Source organism: Mesorhizobium sp. USDA 4413 (genome assembly GCF_056280365.1).
The window spans coordinates 1947683-1967649 of the sequence record NZ_JBVPRP010000001.1 but is presented as its reverse complement, the minus strand read 5'-3'; the positions used below and the strand labels follow the sequence as shown (position 1 = coordinate 1967649).

Sequence of the window (19967 nt, the reverse complement as noted above, 5' to 3'; positions counted from 1 at the left end):
CTACCTGAGGCACCCGCTGGAGGTTCATCCAGCCCGTTGAGCGCCAACGTTGCCTTCCGAAGACATCTTTGCGCTTCAAGACGAGATCGCGCTGGCAGCGGTGGGCGCCATTGCGCCGAGGGTGCGGAAGGCCGAGATCCAACGCCTCAGGCGCAGGCGCCCTGACAGTCTCGATGCCTATCATCTCGTGCTGCAGGCCCAGCGTGATGTCGATTCCGGTATGCCGGAGCAAGGGACCAGGGCGCTGGTACTTCTTGAGCACGCGATCGCGCTCGAACCGGCCTATGCGCTCGCGCATGGCAATACTGCGATGTGCCATCATTGCCTGTTCCTTCGCACCGGCCTGAAGGAGATCAACCGCGCGTTTTCAATCCGTCGCGCCCGGGCGACCCTTGTTCATGGACAGGATGACGCGCTCGCCCTGACATGGGCGGGCTTTTCCCATCGGGATGGATGCGCATGATCGCGCCGATGACGGGTTGATCGCCAGGGCGGCTTCCAGTGCCTCGCTCGAACAGAGATTAAACTTCTGATCGGAAGCAGCGCGATAGCTAACCCACCCTATGCTGCTTTCTGACCGCGGGCATTGAACGGATGCGCCAGCGTGAAAGCATCCGGTTGCAGCCCCCGCTCAACCTGTCTCCAGGTTACAGGACGGGCGATCGCGAAGCCGGGTCGTGCTCGGGGCGAAAACGCGCCGACCGCGGTGTTGCCCCGCCCGTTGCGAAGATAGTCCAGGAAGATGCGCCCTTTCCGCGCTACCGGATCGGCTGACAGCAGGTACCGGTCCGGATCGGCATCGACCAGGCGTTGAGCGAGAGACCTCGCCAATTGGCGCGCGCGGTCATGGGTCATCCTGGTGGTGAGCGGAGCCATCAGGTGGATGCCTTTGCCGCCGGTGACCTTCGGCCAACTCTCCAGGCCAGCCGCTTCCAATATGTCTCGCAAAGACAAGGCGGCTTCGATCACCTGGTCCCACGGAACGCCCTCTCCGGGATCGAGATCCAGGACAACCCGGTCGGCATGTTCTATATCGTCGACCTTGGCGTTCCACGGATGCAGTTCGACGGCATCCATAGCGACCAGGCCGAGCAGGCCGTCGAGGTCGTCGATCCAGACTCGGACACCCTCACCGCCCTCGCGCTTCTGGATGCGCAGCTGGTGCACCGCCGCGGGTATCGCAGGCAGTGGCCCCTTGTGATAGAAGGTGACTCCCGAGGCATGGCGGACCAGCTTGAGCGGTCGCCCGCCGAGGTGGACCAGAGCTTGATCGGCCACAAGCCACCAGTATCGCACGAGGTCCTCCTTGGAAGGAGCGACCGCTTCGGGCAGAAACTGCAAAATGTTCTCGCGAGGGACTACGCTCTGGATTTCGGACCTGCGCTTGGAGGGCGACGGGGGCTTGGCCGGAATCGTCTGAAGGTCTTCGCGCAAGCCGTTGAACACGGCCTCGCGCAATATCCCCCTGTCGGTCACACCGCTGAACTGTATCTCGGCCAGCACAACGGGTTTCACCCAGGTGGCCTTGGGCTTTTGGATTGGCTCTGACAAGGGAGATTTGCTGACGATAAGCGGGTCGAGCCGCTCTCGAATGCGCCGCGCCGCTTCCAGTGTGTAGCCGCTTTGAGCTTTCCCGGCATAAAGCAGCCGATCGCCTTCCTGCTTGCCGATATAGAGCGATGCTACACGGCGCGGTTGAGCGCCGAGCTTCTCGACAAACGCGACGATCGGAAAAGTGTCGCTCTTGACGCATTTCAGCTTGAGCCAGCTCGTTTGGACACCCGAGCGATAGACAGCGTCCACCCGCTTCGAGACGATCCCCTCCAAGCCCATTCGGCAGGCGTGGTCGAACACGTCCTTGCCGCTCATTTCAAGGTGCTCGGCATAGGTCAATGTCGGCGCGGTGTCCGTCAGCAGGTTCTGCAGCGCGCCCTTGCGATCAATCAGGGGCTGCTGCCGAAGGTCCTGGCCGTTGAGGTGCAGAAGGTCGAAGCCAAAGAACATGAGCTTGGAGGAGTTCGGATTACCCAGCTCCCGCTCCAGAGCCTGAAAGTCAGGCAGGCCGGTGGCGCCGAGAACGACAATTTCGCCATCGAGTATGGCGGATTTGACCGGCAGATTCGCCGCGGCCTGGATGACACGCCTATAACGGTGGGACCAGTCGTAGCCGCGCCGCGTGAATGCCTTAGCCTTCCCAGCCTCCACCACCAGCTGCGTTCGGTAGCCGTCATATTTGATTTCATGCACCCAATCGCCCTCATCGGGCGGCTTCTCTGCCAAGGTTGGCGATTGGAACTCGATGAATGCGAGTTGACCCTTCGCTCTATGCATGCACTCGACTCCTGCAACGGGGACTCAAACCGTGCCGCAGCAATCGGTTCCGATCATTTTAGCAAAAATGAATGTAAATCGGCTGCGCCAGGTGCGGTCGGGACTTCGGCTCCAGCGCAAGTTCAACGCACGCCGGTATCATCGCCACCGCGGAGGGCAATGGTCTTGGCTTAGACCCTCTCCTCAAAGCCATCCAGCTTCTGCCAGTCAAAGATGATCCTAATGCCTGGTTCGTCCGGGGCATTGACGGCCCATCTGCAACGTGAGCGGACGAGTGGTGTACAATTGATGTCGAGTTGCGCGCCTCTACCCAACCCGCACGGGCCGGCCCCTACGAGACATTCAGGGACAAGCAGAACGGCTGCATCAAAGTGGTGATGCGCCCGCATGGCTGATCGCGGCGTGTGGTTAACTGCTCGCGTCACAAACTGCGCGTTCGTTCACTCATCGAGGCACCGACAGGATTTCGAGTCGAACCGGTCCACCGCGATCGCAGCTTGTGCAGAATAGTGCTCGCTCTACAGAACTGAACAACGCGGCCTTGCCATAGCGCTTGATCAGGGCCTCGGGTTCACCGCGGCATGATGCGAACAGTTCTTGCACCACGCTCGGAGTGCGTGCCAGCTCCGGAGATCACCAAGCGCAACATCCAATCCCGCGTGAATGCTGCCATCGACGATCGTCTCAGGCGGAACGATCTGCTCTCCCGGCGTAAGCAGCTTCTCCATGATGTGATTGGCGTTGCGATGGATGAGCAGCATTCCTGGCCGACGTCGAATTGCCGCCTGCCATCCCGCTTGGGAGACGACGAAATCCGGTGAACGCGATATGGTCTCGACAAGGGCCGACTCGTCGCGATCCCACACCTCTATTCGGAAATTGTCCTCTGCTGTCTTCGCCATAGCTCCCGCAGCCGGACGCTTGGGCGTCCGCCTATCCTCTGACGTGCCGATGCCACCTGAATAGAGAACAAATTCCTAGCCGGTCAATGCCGGCTTGACAGTTTTGTTCCTATTTTGTTCACTGTTGCCTTGATCTTGATAGCCACAGGAGGCAGCGATGCCGCTTCGACTGGTGATTGAGAATGCAACCTGGGAAGAGTTGTGCCGCGGCGTCGCGGCCGCGGAGGCTGTTTTCGCCCGCTCTGGAATTTCATACCGAGATGCTGCGGACGGGATGCTGGCGGCCGATCCTTGGATGAAGGAGAAATTCCCAGACTTTCCAGGGCCCACCGCCGAACAGGAGACCGCAGCCAGTGTCTGGTACGAGGCCGAACGCGCCGCTTGGCAGGCATGCTGTGCAGGATGGCCCGCAGACAAGGTTGTGCGCCCGCACCGGGTTTTGGGCATCGGTCCAGCGAAACCGAAGGTGAAAACGGCCAACCTCGCCACCTGGCCAGACAGGCAAGGGAGATACCGTGAGATCATCGAGCGCCTGGAAATAGCCACCGGCCCCGACCGGCAACTCGATGTCGATATCTGCTATGTGATGGGCTGGATCAATGAGCCGAGCACACCGGACGAGGCCGCGGAGATGGACCTTCCCTATCTCACCGGCAACCTGGCTCAGGTTTTGGAAATCACCGAGAAATCGCTTTCCGGTTGGACGATCGAGGTCGACCACGATCCATGCGATGCTCGCATCATCGAACCGGATCGCGACGAGCACGACGAAGATGATCTCAGCGTGGCCGCGTGGCGTTGCACCGATGGCTATCAGCACATGGAGAAGCCGCCGGCGAACGCGGCGATTGCGCTTACACTCGCGGCTATGCGCCTGCAGGCCGACAGTTTTCTGCCGCCGGCATGGTGAGGCGCAGCCGCGGCATCCCGCCGCCGTCGGTGATCGACCGCGACATGCCGCACCAGGTCGCCCTGCCCGACGACATCTGCACGGGCCGCAACTTCACGCCGATCCGCAGTTTCCTAGAGCAGCGCGGGGTGGCATGCCGGACCAGGACAGTGATCGCCAGGTGGGAAGACGGCAAGCAAGAGCAGTGGCGGCTGCACTGTTTTGCCGACAGCGCGGCCGCGGCGGCTTTCCTTGACCACTTCGGCGGCGTCATGTTCGATCCGAATCGGGATCGGGAAAGCGGCCGCTCGCGTGGCATCTGGCAGCGCAAGGGCGCCAATGAGCGCATTCTGAAATCGGGCCACTCAGCGTGCCGGCGATGCTGCGGAATTAGGAACGGACTATGTGCAATCTTTACAACCTCACCACGTCGCAAGAGGCGATCCGACAGTTCACGCGCGCCATGCGCGATATTCTGGGCAACCTCGAGCCATCGATCGACGTCTACCCGAATATGCCGGGCGCCATCGTGCGAAACGCACCGGACGGTCAGCGCGAATTGGCCAGGCTGCTTTGGGGCATGCCGACGCCGCCGGAACGCGTGAAGGGCAAGGCCGACTACGGCACAACCAATATCCGCAATCCGCAATATGCACATTGGCAGCAGTATGTCGGTGTCGAGCATCGCTGCGTCGTTCCGGTCACCAGCTTCGCCGAGCCGTCGCCGAGGCCAGCCGACAAGGATCCTGAAACCGGCATCCAGCGGAACTATTGGTTTGCCCGCGGCGAGGATCGGCCGCTGTTCTTCTTCGCCGGCCTTTGGACAAAGTGGCAAGGCGTGCGCCGGGTCAAGGACGGCCCGGGCGAATTCGAGCTCTACGGCTTCATGACAACCAAGCCGAACGCCGTTATCGCGCCGATCCACGAGAAAGCCATGCCGGTAATCCTGACCATACAGGAGGAAATCGACACCTGGCTGACAGCGCCGTGGTCGGAAGCCAAGGACTTGCAGCGCACGGCGCCAGACGATGCGTTGATCATCGTCGACAAACCCGCGACGCAGATCAAGTTCCCGCAGCAGCCGCCGGTGCAAGCTTCTTTGTTCTAAGGAGAACGGCAATGGACCACATCGTAAGACTGGACAGCCGCCAGGAGGCAGCGCTGCAACAGGTTGCCGACAAGTTCATCAAGCTGCACGGCGGCGATACCGTGAAGGCGCTGAAAGAGATGATCGTGCTCAACGGCCACCTCCAGACTGAGTTGGACAAGATGAAGGGCAAGCCGCACGGACTGCGGGACGAGCATCGCGGCGACGGGGAGGCTTACCTATGATCAGTCATCCTCGTCGCACTACTGACTATCCCGACCGCGAGGTCGACTGCCAGCGGGCCATGGAACCCGGCTTCCAGGCCGTCGTCGATTGCACGATCGAGGCCGGCTGGACGCGAGAGGAAAACCAAGCGTGCGCTGCGCCGGCCAATCGCGGCCGACAACATGACGCAGAAGGACAACGCGAAGATCGAAGTAGAGCTGGCGATCGCGGGCGGTAATGCGCGCCGGCCGGCCGCTTGGTGACTGGCCCGCCCGAGATAGGTTCCTTCGGGCGGGCTGTCAGGTCATCCCCAACGGCGGCACGACAAGTATTGTTCCAGTCCTACCTAGCGCCGCGCTCTCTCCAACGGATTGGTCAGGGCCACGTTCCATAAAACTTCTCGTGGCCATAGGGGCAAGAGGCGTCCGTTATTGTTCTTTGCGCCTCACATGCGCCGGCAGATTTGATGCAGAAGGGGGATGCAGGTGCGCATCGAAGATCGCCAGCTTGAGCCCGTATGTAAGGCGGGTTTTCGCGTTGCAGCTGGCGCAGATGTAGACCCTGGCGCTTTTGAACCAAGACCCCTTTCGGACCACCTCGGCTTTGCACTCCGGACAATGAAAGGTGATGTTGGAATCGTACAGGTCTCGTGAAAGTGTCATTGTCTCGCCGCCTCGCAACAAAGGCGACGCAAAATCGATGCCGAGCCAGATGTACCAAACTGACACGCCAACAGAGACAAGAGCCATTTGGGAACGACGCTGCGCGTCTGGGACTGAAGTCCTATAGCGGGGCTCCTAGGTCTGAGGAGCGAAACCTTTGAGCGGCAAGCCTATTAAAGGGCGCTGGCAAGCAAAGTCCCTTCATTGTCAGTGCATGGAGTGCCCGCCAGCACCTGCGATCTGGCGGGCACTCCGGATCGACACATCAGCTCGGATTATCACGTTTCACGATGCGGGCTTCTCTAACGATCGAAGAAAAGTCCAGCCCGACCATTGCGATGATCTCGCGAACTTGTTCCTCGGTGATGCCGGTCTGCCGCGCCACCATGCGCACGAATTCTGTCCGGGGGTCGAATTTTCTTCGGCTCGTCTCCACCATGCCAGCGTCCTCGCTCCCATTAAAAAAGCGCCGACGCAGCCGGTGTTCCCACTCATCCTTTCCACGCACGTTTCAGGGAAGTGACGCAGCTTCTCCTCGCCCTTGAGCGTCTCGACCTCGCCCATTAGGCCGGACTTCAGCCCACTCGGCTTTTCCTTCTTCACCTCCTTGGGAGGTGGCGCTCCTGTCAACCCCTGCGACCGCGGCGCCAACGTATCGGCCCCTATCCGTATCAACACGCGGACGGCTTGGCCAGGGTCGCGCTGGACGCCGATGATCTCCAGCGTCTTCGTCTGGAAGCACTTCACCTTGTGCCAGTCGATGGTTGCCCGCTGCAGTAGCGGCTGCCCTTCCGCTTCGAAACCATGCCCTCACCCCGGCCATGTCGACCAGGTGAAAAACCACGTCGCCTCTGCCCGGCAAGGCCTCGCTGAACTGGATGCGATTGCCGCATCTCGCGACGCCTCTCCACCGGCTCATCGCGAAGGTCCTTGCCGTTCGGATGAAGGAGATCGAACGCGGCCAGATAGATGTCCTTGGCCCTGCCCGGTGCCGATGGCTTTCTGAAGCGCGTTGAAATCGGCAAGGCCGGCTGCATTTAGCTTGATGGGTCTCACCTTCAAGGATGAAGTTATCGGCTCCGATCGCGGTCGCCTCGACCGCCAGTTCCGCAAATACGCCGGTCCAGTCATGGCCCCTTCTGGTGAAAAGCCGGATGCCGTCCCTGTCCTTGATGATCTGCGTCCGATAGCCGTCCTGCTTGACTTCGTGAATCCAGTCATCGCCCTTCGGAGGATACCGGAAAAGCTTCGGCTTCATAGCCTCGATGAACTTCAGACGCTCGACCGCGTTACGCATGCACACACCCAACATTCAAGCCGTGCCTGCGGTCCGGTTCCGGGCATTTTTAGATAAATTGAATGTAGGAGGTGTTCGTGGCCCACCGCTCGGACCTGCCCACGTTCGGCGACCCCGGCAAGCGTGAGGGCGGCGAGCGGGCCTATTAGGCGAGGAACTTCTAACAGATGCTGAAAATGCCATCAGGTCGTGCAAGCGAGGGACCGACCCTGTGGAAAGTAACTGCATTTCACCATCGCAACGGGGCGTTTCTTGCATACCGCAACGGCCCGCATAGCGGCGGCTGGTCGGTTTTCCATTGTCCCGACACCGCCAAGCCCCCTCGGGCGGCCGGCAGTCCCCAAACCCGGCTGGCCGCCCGTCCTTTTCAGATCGAAATGACATCAGGCCGGCAGGCAACCAGCATGATCGTCGTGCCGCCGCGCATGTGCGCGGTCACGTCCAAGCTTGTCGACGACCTAGCCGAGGACCTTCGCGCAGCGCTGCCCGGCTTTCAGTTCCAGATAGTGCCCGACTACATCGGTCGGCTGAGCCACGAATTCGTTGTCGAAGCGGATGCATGGGTGCCGGATGAAGCAATTGAAAAGCTACAAGCGGTGCTGGCTCGGTACGGTGATAGCGTCCGTACAGAGGATAAACCATTACCCCGCCTGGGGGACGTCTAGAGGGGACTAGGCAAGACCGGGACCTTGCCCCGGCGTGCGTTGCGGGGCACGTAAGCGACGGGCCTTCCTGCGATTTGAGCGGCTGACACCCCCTCCGAGGCACCGACCGCCGCGGGACAATTCATCAGCGTCCAAAATGTTCCATTTTGCTACACCAAGCTGCCATCTCGATGCTCCAGACTCTCGAAAATCAGCTCGACGACGCTGTCGATTTCTTCGTTGATCTCGTTGGCTTGGATGCCTTCCCTTTCCGCCGCTTTCATCAGCTCGTCGGCCAGGTCGCTCACCGCGACGGGATCATCAGTGATCGCGTTGGGAGGTGCTCTGCCATCCAATTGTCGATGAAGTTGATGCCGCGCGTCCTCATTGAGCATGAATCGCGCAGTCCAGCGGCTCGGGCCGGTTCGATTAAGGCTTGATCCGCAGCCTTTTCGAGCAGCCGCGACAGATGCCACTCGTGAAGCTCTTGCATGCTTTCCAGAAGCGCAAGGAAATCGAGCGCCTGACTGATTGGCAATTCATCACGCTCCAGTTGAGCGATGCGCTCGCGCTGCTGCGCAAGGTGATGCCTGCCCAGCCGAACATGTCCTCGGACCACGCGGATATCGTCGGAAAGCGCCATTGGGGACAACGGCGGCGCGTTCAAGGCGTTCCGCGATCCGCCAAAGAGCGGGAACAAGGCGGCAATGGTGGTGTTTCTCCTACTCAAGAGGAATCTACATGGCAGACGACAAGGGCAAGCGCGACTTCCGCGACCGCGATCGAGTTTCGGCTAATGACGACTATGAGGTGGAGTATTTCGCCCAGAAGGTCGGGCTGACGCCGCAGCAGGTGCGCGAGCTGATCAGGAAGCACGGGAACGCCCGCGAAACCCTGGAGCGGGAGGCGAAGGCTCTAAAAAGTGGCTGAGCTGCGCAAGAACGATCCTCCATGCCGCGCCGCTCTACCGATGATCAGCGACACGATCGAGGAGCATTGTCCGCCCGGCGTGCTGATGAGCGGATGGTCGATCGGCGCGAACCTCCGCCAAGTCCTCTGGCACGAGCAGGACGGACACGAGCCGCTTGAACTGGACAGCTAGTCCGGAATGCGGCGATAGCGGAAGTGATTGCGAATGTCGTCATTGAAATAGCTTTGACCAACGCCACCCGGATCGCCGCATAAGTTTCCGGCGGCCCCCCTCAAAATCGTAGCGCTTGCCGCTGGCCACAAATCAGACGGAGAGCGTCCTGCTGGCTGGATCGTCTTCTGTTCTCTTGATCGATGTGGATGGCATGGCACCAGCCCCCTTGCGCGGAGGCCTTCTGGCATCGCCGTGTCGTCCGTCGATGGCCACCTGCGATCTGATCGCTGCGAGCAAAATGGCAACAGGAATCGATCAATCCGCCTTCTCCATGCGGCCTATAACAAATGTTAATGCGGGTTATTCCTGGCTGCGGGAAGCGATAGCGACGGATGCTTAACAAGGGGCCACAGGGGGCGATTATGAAACATAACGGGCAATGCCACACCGGAACAGCTTGCGATACTGACGGAGGCCGTCAAGCAACTGTTGGGGCCGATCTTCCGTTGCATAGCCCCGAGCGGGAGTCCTTGGCGGCGGAGATCATCGCCTTGTTTGAAAACGGCATTGAGACGCTGGACGAGATAAGGGCGGCGCTTTTCAAAAGGATCGAATAGCGCCGCGCCCCGACGCCGTGGCCGTAAGAGTACAGCAGCCGCGCTTACAGAAAGCCTTTCCAAACACCCGTCAAGGCAGGAACAATACCCAAACGGGTGTGGGGCTACAAGTGATCCCGATGGTCTCCATCGGGAGAGGTCGAGAGCCGAGGGATCGTATTCTCCTTCGGCTTTCCCTTTCGGAGAGCGGACAATGGCCTTCAACCAGCCAGTCGAATCGACACTATAAGCCGCTCCATTAAGAACATCACACATGCTGCGAATTATAAAGAGGTTAATCGAATGGCGTCGGATTAGCGAAGTTAATATAAGCTAAGCCAATATAAGCCAGGTCTTACACGCGGCTAGAATAGCACGCGTGGCTTGGTTGGGAGCCCGGCGGTTGAGCCTTTGTCATGAAGACATCAGCGCGTTTGCCATGCGCTCCAGCGCTCGCCGCAATAGAGGACGCGGACAGCCGACATTGAGGCGAATGAACCCTTCGCCGCCGGGTCCGTAAACGCGGCCGTCGTATAAATTGACCCCGGCGCGATTGACAAAGAACTTCTGAACTCCTTCCACCCGGCCATCGAGCTGGCGTGCATCCAACCAAACCAGAAACGATGCGTCGGGCCTCATCGGCGTTATGCCCGGAAGATGCTCCCGGGCGAATTCGCAGACCAGATCGATGTTGCCGCCGACGTAGCGCGCCAGTTGGTCGAGCCATGGCGCACCGGTACTGTAAGCTACCTCCAAGGCGAGGCGGCCGAAAAAGTTCGCGTTCACCATGAATGAGGCTTGCATCGCGGCAAAAAGCTTGTCGCGCCGCTTTTTGTTCGCCACCGAAATGGTCGCCGAGGGAACGCCGGCTAGGTTGAAGGTTTTCGTCGGCGCCGTGCAGATGAACGACTTCTCGGCTGCATCCTCCGAAATGGAGGAGAAGACGATGTGAGGCCGGTCGGACAATCTGATGTCGCAGTGAATGTCGTCGGAAATGACCAAAACCCCAAAGCGCTCGCAAACAGCGTTCAGCGCCGTCAGTTCATCGAGCCGCCAGGCCTTTCCCGCAGGATTATGGGGATTACAAAGCAGGAACACCTTGGCGCCGCTTGCCGCCAGTGTCTCGAAGTTGTCGAGATCGAGTTCGTAGTTATTGTCCTTCAGCTTCAGCCGGTTGGTAAGCAGATGCCGCCCGTTCCCCTGAACCACTTCGAAATAGGGCGAATACACAGGCGCCTGCACGATGACGCCGTCGCCCGGTTTCGTGAAGGTTCGCAACACCGTCGCCACCGATGGCATGATCGCCGGCGCGGGAAGCAGCGATTCCACGTCCGGCGACCAGTTGTGGCGTCGTGCAAACCACGATTGCACGATTTCGTAGTGGCGCGGATCGCGACGGGTGTAGCCGTAGATGCCATGGTCTGCCGCTTCGCGCAGCCGCGTGACGACAGTTTCCGGAGCACGGAAATCCATATCCGCCGTCCAAAGCGAGAGCAGGCCTTGCCCCTCGACCCGCGGGGAGAACTCATCCCATTGATTGGACCACTTGACCGATCCGAACTGTTGACGGTCGTGGATTTGGTCGAAATCTACTCCCGCAAGGCTTGCAGCCGCGATCGACGGATTTGACGTGTCCGCACATGTCATTTGTGATGCCCGCAAAAATCTGTTTGCCCGCGTTTTTGCCGTCTTGCTTGCGGCGTCGCTAGTTGAGTATCTGCGCCAGAAACTGGCGTGCTCGCTCCGATCGGGGATTGGCGAAGAACTCGTGAGGTGTGTTTGCCTCAACGATCTCCCCGCGGTCCATGAACACCACTCGATCGGCCGCCTCGCGCGCGAATCCCATCTCGTGCGTGACGCACAGCATCGTCATGCCCTCACTGGCGAGCGATACCATCGTATCTAGGACCTCCTTCACCATCTCCGGATCGAGGGCGGAGGTCGGCTCGTCGAAGAGCATGATTTTTGGGTTCATGCAGAGGGCTCGGGCAATGGCAGCGCGTTGCTGCTGGCCACCCGACAACTGTCCCGGAAAGCTGGTCGCCTTCTCCGCGATCCTCACGCGATCGAGATAATGGCGCGCCAATTCTTCTGCCGCTATCCGCGGCATCTTCCTCACCCACACAGGCGCGAGCACGCAGTTCTCGAGCACCGTCAGATGGGGAAACAGATTGAAGTGCTGGAACACCATACCCACGTTGCTGCGGACTTCGTCGATCCTGCGGAGACCCTGGGCTACTGGCTTGCCGTTGACGATGATCTCGCCCGATTGATGCTCTTCGAGATGATTCATGCATCGGATCATCGTCGATTTGCCCGACCCGGACGGCCCACAGATCACGACGCGCTGACCGCGACGCACCGTGAGGTTGATGTTCTTCAGCGCATGAAAAGCGCCGAACCACTTGTTGACGTCGCGCAGTTCAACGGCGGCGATGGACTCGCCGGGCACTTCACTTCTCGGAGTGCACACTGCTGGAGGCATCTTCGTTCGCTTTCTAGGATTTGTGGCCGCGCGCCAGTTGGCGCTCCATCGACTGCGAGTAACGGGACATGCCGAAGCAGAAGCCCCAATAGACCAGCCCCGCAAAAAGGTACCCGGTTGAGGAGATCGTCGGACCCGCCCAACTCGGGTCGACCCGTGCCGTTTCGACAGCCTTCAGGAAGTCTGCGATGCCGACGATCGCAACCAGCGTCGTGTCTTTGAACAGGCCGATGAACGTGGAGACGATGCTCGGGATGACGATCGTCAACGCTTGGGGGAGGACTATCAGGCGCATCATGTCGAAATAACTGATCCCCAGCGCCTTCGCCGCTTCGTATTGACCCTTCGGGATCGCCTGAAGGCCGGCCCGCACAACCTCGGCCATATAGGCCGACGAGAACAACGCTATTGCGACGAGGGGGCGCAGGAGACGATCTGGGGTAAGATAGTCGGGCACGAAAAGCGGCATCATGAAGTTCGCCATGAACAGCACCGTGATGAACGGGACTCCTCGAACGACTTCGATGAATGTGAGGCAAACCGCCTTGACCATGGGGAGGTCCGACCTGCGTCCGAGCGCCAGGAGGATCCCGATCGGAAGTGAGAAAACGATGCCCACGATCGACATGAGCAGCGTGATCAGGAGCCCGCCCCAGAGCGTGGTATCAATCACGGGCAAATGCAGCAGAGCGACGCCACGCAAGAGAGCGAAGGCGACAACGGGGTAGAGAACGAAGAACAGCATTGCCGCCAGTTTGCGCCGCGGAGCCTTCGTCCACAGGAGCCAAGCGATCAGGATGGCCCCGATCGTCTGCGTGAGATCCACGCGCCACCGCTCGGAAACGGGGTACGCGCCGTATCGCAGATAATTGAATTTCTCTGCGATGAAGGGCCAGCAGGCTCCTTCGGGGCTCGCACGGCAGGCGTCTCGGCCGCCGCTCCAGACAGCTTTGATGACGGCGAAGCTCAGGAACTGATGCAGCAGCCACAGCGCAAGGAGGACAAAGCATATTGTCAGCGCGCCTGAGAACGGCGTCGAGAACAGATTCCTTTTGATCCAGGTCAACGGACCCGGCCGGACATCGGCAGGCGGCGCCATCGCCGGCATCAGTGCGAGATTGACGATTGGTGGATGCAAGGATTGATCGGTCATGCGTCACCTCTCGACGATGGCAAAACGTCGGTTGAAGGCGTTCATGGCCAACGAGGTGACGATGGAGATGGCGAGATAGACCGCCAGGGTAATTGCCATCACCTGGACGGCCGCTCCCGTCTGGTTGAGCACCGTCCCCGCAAAGATTTGGACGAGGTCGGGATAGCCGATGAAGACAGCGAGCGAGGAGTTCTTGGTCAGGTTAAGATACTGACTTGTCAGAGGCGGTATGATGATGCGCAGCGCCTGTGGAACAACGACCAGCCGAAGCGTCTTGCCCGGTGAGAGCCCCAGCGCGTAGGCAGCCTCGGTTTGGCCCTTCGGCACCGCCTGGATGCCACCCCGGACGATCTCGGCGATATAGGATCCGGTGTAGACTGACAGACCGATCAGGAGAGCAGCGAACTCGGGATAGAGCTGGTGTCCGCCTTGAAAATTGAACCCGTGCAGTTGCGGCCTTATGAACGATACCGGCTCGCCGGCCGCCAGGAAAATGACGAGGGGAAAACCTATCAGGGTCGCGAGGCTAACCAAGAGCACTGGCAGTTGCCTGCCAGTTCGTCTCTGGGTACGCTTGGCGTAAAAGCAGAAGACGATGCAGCAGAAAATGGCTGCCGCGAACGCCAGGCCCACCAGCCCCGCTCCCGGATGCAGCTGGACCTCCGGGATTATGAGGCCGCGATTGTTGAGGTAGATGCCGCCGGGAATTTCGATTGACGACTTCGGTGCAGGCAGCGGCTTGAGGACGGCGTTGTACCAGACAAGCAGCTGCAGCAGTAACGGGATGTTGCGTATGATCTCGACGTAAGAGGTCGCGACCTTCGCGACGATCCAGTTCTGCGACAGGCGGGCAATGCCGACGACGAAGCCGAGCAACGTTGCCAACAGGATCGCGAGCAAGCTGACGAAGAGCGTGTTGACCACGCCCACCCAGAACGCCTGTCCGTAGGTGGAAAGCGCGTCGTAGGGTATCAGGGCCTGATTGATGTCGAAGCCGGCTGACTCATTCCAGAAGCCGAATGAGAGCGGGATGCCCCTTGCCCGCATATTCGAGGCGGTCTGAATGCCGATACCAAGGGCCAAGGCCGAGAGACTGCCGGCGAGCAGGACCTGGTAGAAAATGCCTCGCACCTTCTCATTGTGCAAAGAGAGGCTTCTGCGCGGCTGCATGGAAAGCGTCAAATCGGACATGGCCGGTCCTGTCGGGTGAGCATAACGGCGCTGGCGATCATGCGCCGGCGCCCGGCAATGATGTCACGTCTAGCGGATCGGCGGAGCGTACTGAATGCCGCCCTTGTTCCAGAGCGCGTTGAGGCCGCGTTCCATTTTCAGCGGCGACTCCTTGCCGACATTGCGGTCGAAGACTTCACCATAGTTGCCGACCTGTTTGATCACCTCGACCGGCCAAGTGTCGCCCAGCCCGATGTCCTTGCCTATGCTGCCCTCCACACCGAGCAGACGGCGGATGTTGGGATTGTCCGACGATTTCATTGCATCGACATTTTTCGAGGTGACCCCAAATTCTTCCGCGGCCACCATGACGTAGAGCGTCCACTTCGCCACGTTGAACCACTGATCATCGCCCTGCCGGACAGCCGGGCCAAGCGGCTCCTTGGAGATCAACTCGGGAAGCACGATGCTGTCGTCCGGCTTGGCCATGCGCAACCGCGACGCGTTCAAGGTGGAGGTGTCTGCAGACAAGACATCGCAACGCCCCTCCTCAAAAGCCTTAACGACAGCTTCCTCGTCGGCGAACCCGACCGTGGTGTACTTCATCGATTGTGAACGGAAGTAGTCGGCAAGGTTCAATTCGGTTGTGGTGCCTTGGGTTACGCAAATCGATGCGCCGTCCAGCCCCTTGGCTGACTTGATGTTGTCCGCCTTGCGCACCATGAATCCCTGGCCGTCATAGAAATACGTGCCAGCGAAAAGAATACCGAGCGACATATCGCGGGAGGATGTCCAGGTTGCGTTATGCGCGAGAATGTCGATCTCTCCCGACTGCAAGGCGGTGAAGCGATCTTTTGGCGTCAACGGGATGAACTTCACCTTTTGCGCGTCGCCAAGCACGGCGGCAGCCACAGCACGACAGTAATCAACGACAAATCCAGTCCACTTGCCTTCATTGTCCGGAAGGCTGAAGCCCGCGGTTGCTGAGTTGGTGCCGCAGGTGAGCACTCCATTTTTCTTGACGTTGTCGAGGGTTGCGGACCAGGCTGACGAGGCGGTGCACGCCATGGCTACGGTAATCAGACCCGTAAGCAGCGATCTCATTTCGGTGTTCCCCTGTTTTTGTTGAGTCCAATTTGCACGTACGATCAACTATTCGTCAAATTGATTGTCCTCATTCCAAACATGAGCGCAGCTCATAGTGCGCCCGATAATTGGGTTCTGGATTTGGGTGCGGCGTCGAGGACGTGGACAGTGACAGTTGGCTGAGGCGCTATTGTTTGGATTGCCCCGCTACTCCGATGCCGACGATTGAAGCTCTGCGCCTGGCCTGGGACTCCTTGTAGATGCCCACAATCACCTCCCGGAGCCACTTGGTCCCCGGATCGTTCGCCATCTGACGGTGAACGATGAGCCACGCATTAACATCCGAAATAGGAAGCGGTGGCGGGATAAGGCTCACTTCACTTCTGTCATCCAGCATCTGCAGAATGGCATCCCCGCAATGGGTGATCAGTTCCGTGCCCCGCAGCGCCCAGGGAAGCACCAGATAGTTCGAGATCGTAGCAACGACGTTGCGTCGCAGACCGCGCTGCTTGAGGGCGGCATCCGCCAATCCTTCTGCTTGACCATCCGCGGAAATCTGCAGGTGGGAACTGGCCAAGTAAGCTTCCAGCGTCATACCGCCTCTGGCGATTTTGCTTCCACTCCACACCGCGCAAAATAGCCGATCCTGCCCGAGCTCCACTTTCAAGAGATTCGGATCGTCGCGAATTGCCGCTCCCGTCAGCGCACAGTCAACTTGTCTCAAATAGACAGATGAACCGATGTCGGGTCCGTTTGCGGGAATGACGTTCAGTGTCGCGTTAGGGGCTTGCCTCGAAAACTCTCGGATGAGCCCCGGGATGAATATCATGGCGTGATAGTCGGTAAGTCCAACGCGAAAGTTGCGTCGGGTCGTTGCCGGATTGAACACCTGATGCCGGTCGATCGAGGCCCGAATTGTTGCCAGTGCTGCAGAAATGTCTGACAGCAACTCCACTGCCCGAGGCGTTGGTCGCATCTCGCCCCCATCTCTGGTGAACAATTCATCCTGCAATAGAGACCGAAGCTTTGATAAGGAGTGGCTTACAGCTGATTGTGTCCTGCCTATTTCGGTTGCAGTGCGCGTGACGCTTCTTTCACGCATCATCACATCGAAGACGCGCAACAAATTGAGGTCCATGTCGATAAAGTTCATAGCGGCACCTCGTCCGTAGAGACCGCGGCCCTGCACCGCGCGTCCACCAATTGGTTATCAACGGTGACAGATGCAGCCTGGACAGTGAAGATAGCTCCGCCCCAGCGGTGATCGATGTCACTGGACCGGCGCTGATCGGGTGTTGCACAAGCGGGTTTGAACGACAGATATCGGGCGCATAGCTGCCGTTCCGCAGAAGACAAACGGGATGGGCGAGCAGCAGCATTCCTTCTTGAATCTATTTCGGCGAACCGCCTCGTAACCTGTCGGCAAATACAATTATGCTAGTCGCTGAAGGTCGTCGTTTTCAACAGAAAGTCAATATGTTAGCGGCTGGTTCGCCAACCCGTTCCTTCGTATTCTCTCGTATGGTCTGGCGAACCTAATGACGATGAACGAGATTAACTGATAGAAGCGGAACACCGGGCTCAGCGAATTAGGCGGTATTGCGCGCCTTCTGCACCGACTATTCAGCATGATTTTGTTCCCGTGCTTGGCGCACTCTCAAGCCGGCTCGAGAACCGTAAGCTCTTGGGCGGCTTCTTCGACACCTTGAGCGACTGCACGCTCGAGCCAAACGCGGGCCGCGCGCGGGTTGGGTTCTCCGGCGATACCCTTGGAGAGATAGCGGCCAAGCAAGAGTTGCGCATACCATGTCGCCGCTCGGCAGCGGCGGCGAACCACTTCTGCGCCGCCTTCTGATCGAAAGACAGACCTTGGCCAGACTCATACAGCGCAGCAATTACGAACATCGCACCGACGTGAACCTTGGCGGCGGCCTGCTTGAACAGATGCGCCAAGGCGAGCGATGACTGTTCTCCACCGCGTCCGTTTAGAAGCATCTCGGCAAGAGTCGCGCGTCCGCCATGCCGGCGTACCGGCTATGTCGGAGTGCGGTGATTTCTGATCGAACGAGCAATACAAGGCGCTAAGCGGACGCGCCTATACGCACGCCGTCCTACGCCGCCTTTCGCACGAAGAACGCCCGCCTTATGGCGAGAACCGCTGAAGGCCAAGTGGGAAAATCTGCATCCGCCGGCAATGCCGAGGAGCGCCGTTCCCGCCAGCACGCACGGCATGGCTCGCTCCTTATCCTGTCTATCCCGTATCAGCGGCATGGTCGGGGACCGGAGAGGGCTGGCGCGGTTCCCAGACCCCCAGCTTGCGCAGGACACGCACCTCGTCGCGGATCAGGGTCGTCAGCGCGCGTATGACCGTAGTCGTCGGCCGTTGGCTGGATGTCGCCAGAAGCAGTTCCCGCTCGATCGGCGGATTGCGGATGCGCCAGTAGTTGATCCTGCCCTCTGCAACGAGGTTATGGCAGCTCGAATAGGACAAGATGGTGTAGCCTATCCCCGCTTCGACAAGCCGCAAGGTCGAAGGCATGGCGTCGACCTCGACTTCGATGTTGGGCTCGATGCCGGCGGACCCGAGGATGTGATCCAGCACCACCCGCAGCCCGTGGGGCCTTGCCGGCAGTATCATCGGCAGCCGGGACATCACGTCGGCATCGACCGGGCCTGGCCCGAGATTGTGCGGGTCGTTTTTGGCGCCGAGCAGGAACAGTTCGTCACGCAAGATGGGTTCAGCCAGAAGATTGTTCATCCTCGGGGCGTTGTACAAGACCGCGACGTCGATCTTGCCCATCACCAGCCATTCGAGCAAATGGCCGCTGAAGCCTTCGATCACCCTCATGCTCACTTGCGGGAACTGGGCGCGGAAATTCTGCACCAGCGGCGCCGTCAACACGACGCCGACCGAGGGCGGCATTCCGAGCACGATCGTGCCGCGCGGGTTGGATCGCAGCGCCGCCAGTTCCGTCTCGGCGCGCGCGGCCTGCTCAAGCAGGGCCACGGCATAGCTTTGCAGGATCTTGCCGGCTTCCGTAAGCACAATGCCGCGGCCATTGCGATAAAGCAGCGCAACGCCGACCTTGTCCTCGAGCGACTTGATCTGACGGCTGAGCACCGGCTGGCTGATGGAGAGCGCCACCGCCGCGCGTGAGAAACTGCCGAACTCGGCCACGGCGGTGAACAGCTGCAGTTGTTTAAGATCGAACATCAGTGGCAGCCTCTGGCTCGAATGCGGGAACCGCATTGTCGAAGCACGCGGCAGACGTCCGAGTTTGGGACACGGAGCGTTGGTTGACAAGTGAGGCCCAACCGGGGCCCTGCAAAGCTGTTATGCGGCGAGCGAAGCTTATGCTGCGCTCCGGAATTGGCTTATTTGCTAGCCATGGCCGTCTGAACGAGCACGGCCTTCCCGGAGTGAAAACTTTGCAGACTCGAACGCTTGGGTTCGTTGGGCTCGGCCGCATGGGCGCGCCCATGGTAAGAAGGCTTGCGGAAGCGGGCCACCACGTCATCGTCCATGATCGCAGGCCGGATGCTGCCGCGGACCTGCCGGGCAATTCGATCAGCGTGGCCGCCACGGCCGCCGCCGTCGCGGACGAGGCCGAGGTGGTGTTCTGCAGCCTACCGACACCGCCCATCGTGAAGGACGTGGTTCTTGGCGCCGACGGCCTGACGTCCGGTGCGAAAGCCAAGGTTGTGATCGACCTGTCGACGACCGGCCCCAGCATGGCCAAGACAATCGCGGCGGAGTTGGCCGGCCGCGGCATAGCCTGGGTCGACGCGCCGGTTTCGGGCGGCATCGCCGGAGCCCGCAACGGCTCGCTCGCTGTGATGGTTTCGTGCAAGAAGTCGGTGTTTGACGAGATCGAGCCGGTGCTGGCCAATTTCGGCAAGCGGTTCTACTGTGGCGAAAACGCCGGCACCGCGCAGGTCGCCAAGCTCGGCAACAACATGATCGCGGCGGCCGTCATCCTGCTCTCCGCCGAGGCGCTCGCGATGGGTGTGAAATCCGGGCTCGACCCGCGCATCATGTGCGACATCATCAACGCCTCGAGCGGCCGCAACAGCGCCACCCAGGACAAGTTTCCCCGCGCGGTGCTGCCTGGAACCTTCGATTTCGGCTTCGCCACCGCCCTTTCCTACAAGGACGTTCGCATGTGCGTCGACGAGGCGGAGAATCTGGGCGTGCCGATGGTCGCGGGCTCGCTGGTAAGACAGATGCTTGCCGCCACGAATGCCCGTTTCGGACCGGACTCGGACTTCACCTCGATGGTGCGCATCGTCGAAGAATGGGCGGGGATAGAAATCCGCGCTTAGAGCGGTTCAGCGCTTCGCGGAATCGCTGAACCG

The 19967-nt window shown here is 60.0% G+C and carries 23 protein-coding genes; 10 read left to right on the top strand and 13 right to left on the bottom strand.

Features of this window, described 5'->3' with window-relative positions; genetic code table 11:
- The first annotated feature begins 49 nt into the window (after positions 1–49).
- Positions 50–463 (top strand): hypothetical protein, encoded by a 414-nt coding sequence (locus ACVMIM_RS09595; RefSeq protein WP_336619391.1) that lies wholly within the window; start codon positions 50–52, stop codon positions 461–463.
- Positions 464–561: 98 nt separating this feature from the next.
- Here the strand turns inward: ACVMIM_RS09595 and ligD are convergent, their stop codons facing one another.
- Positions 562–2331 carry a DNA ligase D gene (gene ligD / locus ACVMIM_RS09590; protein ID WP_476111751.1) on the bottom strand — a complete coding sequence of 590 codons (1770 nt, stop codon included), beginning with the start codon at positions 2329–2331 and terminating at the stop codon, positions 562–564.
- A 557-nt stretch (positions 2332–2888) separates the two neighbouring features.
- On the bottom strand, positions 2889–3233 hold the full coding sequence (locus ACVMIM_RS09585) for a hypothetical protein (RefSeq protein WP_476111750.1): 345 nt from the start codon (positions 3231–3233) through the stop codon (positions 2889–2891).
- 157 nt (positions 3234–3390) lie between these two features.
- Between ACVMIM_RS09585 and ACVMIM_RS09580 the strand changes: the two genes are divergently transcribed.
- The 3 genes from ACVMIM_RS09580 to ACVMIM_RS09570 all read left to right on the top strand — a co-directional run bounded on the left by ACVMIM_RS09580 (position 3391) and on the right by ACVMIM_RS09570 (position 5454).
- Positions 3391–4143, top strand: a complete 753-nt coding sequence (locus ACVMIM_RS09580; RefSeq protein WP_476111749.1) for a hypothetical protein — start codon at positions 3391–3393, stop codon at positions 4141–4143.
- A 382-nt stretch (positions 4144–4525) separates the two neighbouring features.
- Positions 4526–5230 (top strand): SOS response-associated peptidase, encoded by a 705-nt coding sequence (locus ACVMIM_RS09575; protein ID WP_476111748.1) that lies wholly within the window; start codon positions 4526–4528, stop codon positions 5228–5230.
- 11 nt (positions 5231–5241) lie between these two features.
- On the top strand, positions 5242–5454 hold the full coding sequence (locus tag ACVMIM_RS09570; RefSeq protein ID WP_476111747.1) for a hypothetical protein: 213 nt from the start codon (positions 5242–5244) through the stop codon (positions 5452–5454).
- A gap of 907 nt (positions 5455–6361) precedes the next feature.
- Here the strand turns inward: ACVMIM_RS09570 and ACVMIM_RS09565 are convergent.
- The gene (locus ACVMIM_RS09565) at positions 6362–6535 is read right to left on the bottom strand and encodes a hypothetical protein (protein ID WP_476111746.1); all 174 of its coding nucleotides are present in this window, start codon (positions 6533–6535) and stop codon (positions 6362–6364) included.
- 72 nt (positions 6536–6607) lie between these two features.
- Complete coding sequence (locus ACVMIM_RS09560; RefSeq protein WP_476117158.1) at positions 6608–7354, bottom strand: ATP-dependent DNA ligase; 747 nt, start codon at positions 7352–7354, stop codon at positions 6608–6610.
- Positions 7355–7560: 206 nt separating this feature from the next.
- Between ACVMIM_RS09560 and ACVMIM_RS09555 the strand changes: the two genes are divergently transcribed.
- The gene (locus ACVMIM_RS09555; RefSeq protein ID WP_476111745.1) at positions 7561–8058 is read left to right on the top strand and encodes a hypothetical protein; all 498 of its coding nucleotides are present in this window, start codon (positions 7561–7563) and stop codon (positions 8056–8058) included.
- A gap of 149 nt (positions 8059–8207) precedes the next feature.
- On the opposite strand, the gene ACVMIM_RS09550 is transcribed toward ACVMIM_RS09555, so the two are convergent.
- On the bottom strand, positions 8208–8345 hold the full coding sequence (locus tag ACVMIM_RS09550; RefSeq protein WP_476111744.1) for a hypothetical protein: 138 nt from the start codon (positions 8343–8345) through the stop codon (positions 8208–8210).
- A complete protein-coding gene (locus ACVMIM_RS09545; RefSeq protein ID WP_476111743.1) occupies positions 8342–8704 on the bottom strand; it encodes a hypothetical protein in 363 nt (120 codons plus the stop codon). Before ACVMIM_RS09545 ends, ACVMIM_RS09550 begins: the two co-directional genes overlap by 4 nt.
- 74 nt (positions 8705–8778) lie before the next feature.
- Here ACVMIM_RS09545 and ACVMIM_RS09540 point away from each other — a divergent pair, with 74 nt between their 5' ends.
- The 3 genes from ACVMIM_RS09540 to ACVMIM_RS09530 all read left to right on the top strand — a co-directional run bounded on the left by ACVMIM_RS09540 (position 8779) and on the right by ACVMIM_RS09530 (position 9738).
- Entirely contained in the window at positions 8779–8967 is a 189-nt protein-coding gene (locus ACVMIM_RS09540) for a DUF3606 domain-containing protein (protein WP_476111742.1), read from the top strand.
- Positions 8960–9139, top strand: a complete 180-nt coding sequence (locus ACVMIM_RS09535) for a hypothetical protein (protein WP_476111741.1) — start codon at positions 8960–8962, stop codon at positions 9137–9139. Before ACVMIM_RS09540 ends, ACVMIM_RS09535 begins: the two co-directional genes overlap by 8 nt.
- Before the next feature lie 404 nt (positions 9140–9543).
- Entirely contained in the window at positions 9544–9738 is a 195-nt protein-coding gene (locus tag ACVMIM_RS09530; protein ID WP_476111740.1) for a hypothetical protein, read from the top strand.
- Positions 9739–10131: 393 nt separating this feature from the next.
- Here ACVMIM_RS09530 and ACVMIM_RS09525 read toward each other — a convergent pair whose 3' ends face one another.
- The 6 genes from ACVMIM_RS09525 to ACVMIM_RS09500 all read right to left on the bottom strand — a co-directional run bounded on the left by ACVMIM_RS09525 (position 10132) and on the right by ACVMIM_RS09500 (position 16764).
- Positions 10132–11364 (bottom strand): MalY/PatB family protein, encoded by a 1233-nt coding sequence (locus tag ACVMIM_RS09525; protein WP_476111739.1) that lies wholly within the window; start codon positions 11362–11364, stop codon positions 10132–10134.
- A 58-nt stretch (positions 11365–11422) separates the two neighbouring features.
- Positions 11423–12169, bottom strand: a complete 747-nt coding sequence (locus tag ACVMIM_RS09520) for an amino acid ABC transporter ATP-binding protein (protein ID WP_476111738.1) — start codon at positions 12167–12169, stop codon at positions 11423–11425.
- Positions 12170–12215: 46 nt separating this feature from the next.
- On the bottom strand, positions 12216–13355 hold the full coding sequence (locus ACVMIM_RS09515; RefSeq protein WP_476111737.1) for an amino acid ABC transporter permease: 1140 nt from the start codon (positions 13353–13355) through the stop codon (positions 12216–12218).
- 3 nt (positions 13356–13358) lie between these two features.
- A complete protein-coding gene (locus tag ACVMIM_RS09510; protein WP_476111736.1) occupies positions 13359–14546 on the bottom strand; it encodes an amino acid ABC transporter permease in 1188 nt (395 codons plus the stop codon).
- Positions 14547–14615: 69 nt separating this feature from the next.
- The gene (locus ACVMIM_RS09505; protein WP_476111735.1) at positions 14616–15629 is read right to left on the bottom strand and encodes an amino acid ABC transporter substrate-binding protein; all 1014 of its coding nucleotides are present in this window, start codon (positions 15627–15629) and stop codon (positions 14616–14618) included.
- Between the two features lie 169 nt (positions 15630–15798).
- Positions 15799–16764 carry a LysR family transcriptional regulator gene (locus ACVMIM_RS09500; RefSeq protein WP_476111734.1) on the bottom strand — a complete coding sequence of 322 codons (966 nt, stop codon included), beginning with the start codon at positions 16762–16764 and terminating at the stop codon, positions 15799–15801.
- A 653-nt stretch (positions 16765–17417) separates the two neighbouring features.
- Between ACVMIM_RS09500 and ACVMIM_RS09495 the strand changes: the two genes are divergently transcribed.
- Positions 17418–17576, top strand: a complete 159-nt coding sequence (locus ACVMIM_RS09495; protein WP_278051822.1) for a hypothetical protein — start codon at positions 17418–17420, stop codon at positions 17574–17576.
- A 286-nt stretch (positions 17577–17862) separates the two neighbouring features.
- Here ACVMIM_RS09495 and ACVMIM_RS09490 read toward each other — a convergent pair whose 3' ends face one another.
- Complete coding sequence (locus tag ACVMIM_RS09490; protein WP_476111733.1) at positions 17863–18825, bottom strand: LysR family transcriptional regulator; 963 nt, start codon at positions 18823–18825, stop codon at positions 17863–17865.
- A 215-nt stretch (positions 18826–19040) separates the two neighbouring features.
- On the opposite strand from ACVMIM_RS09490, the gene ACVMIM_RS09485 reads away from it, so the two are divergent.
- Positions 19041–19934, top strand: coding sequence for an NAD(P)-dependent oxidoreductase (locus ACVMIM_RS09485; protein ID WP_476111732.1), 894 nt, complete (start codon positions 19041–19043; stop codon positions 19932–19934).
- The last annotated feature ends 33 nt before the right edge of the window (positions 19935–19967 follow it).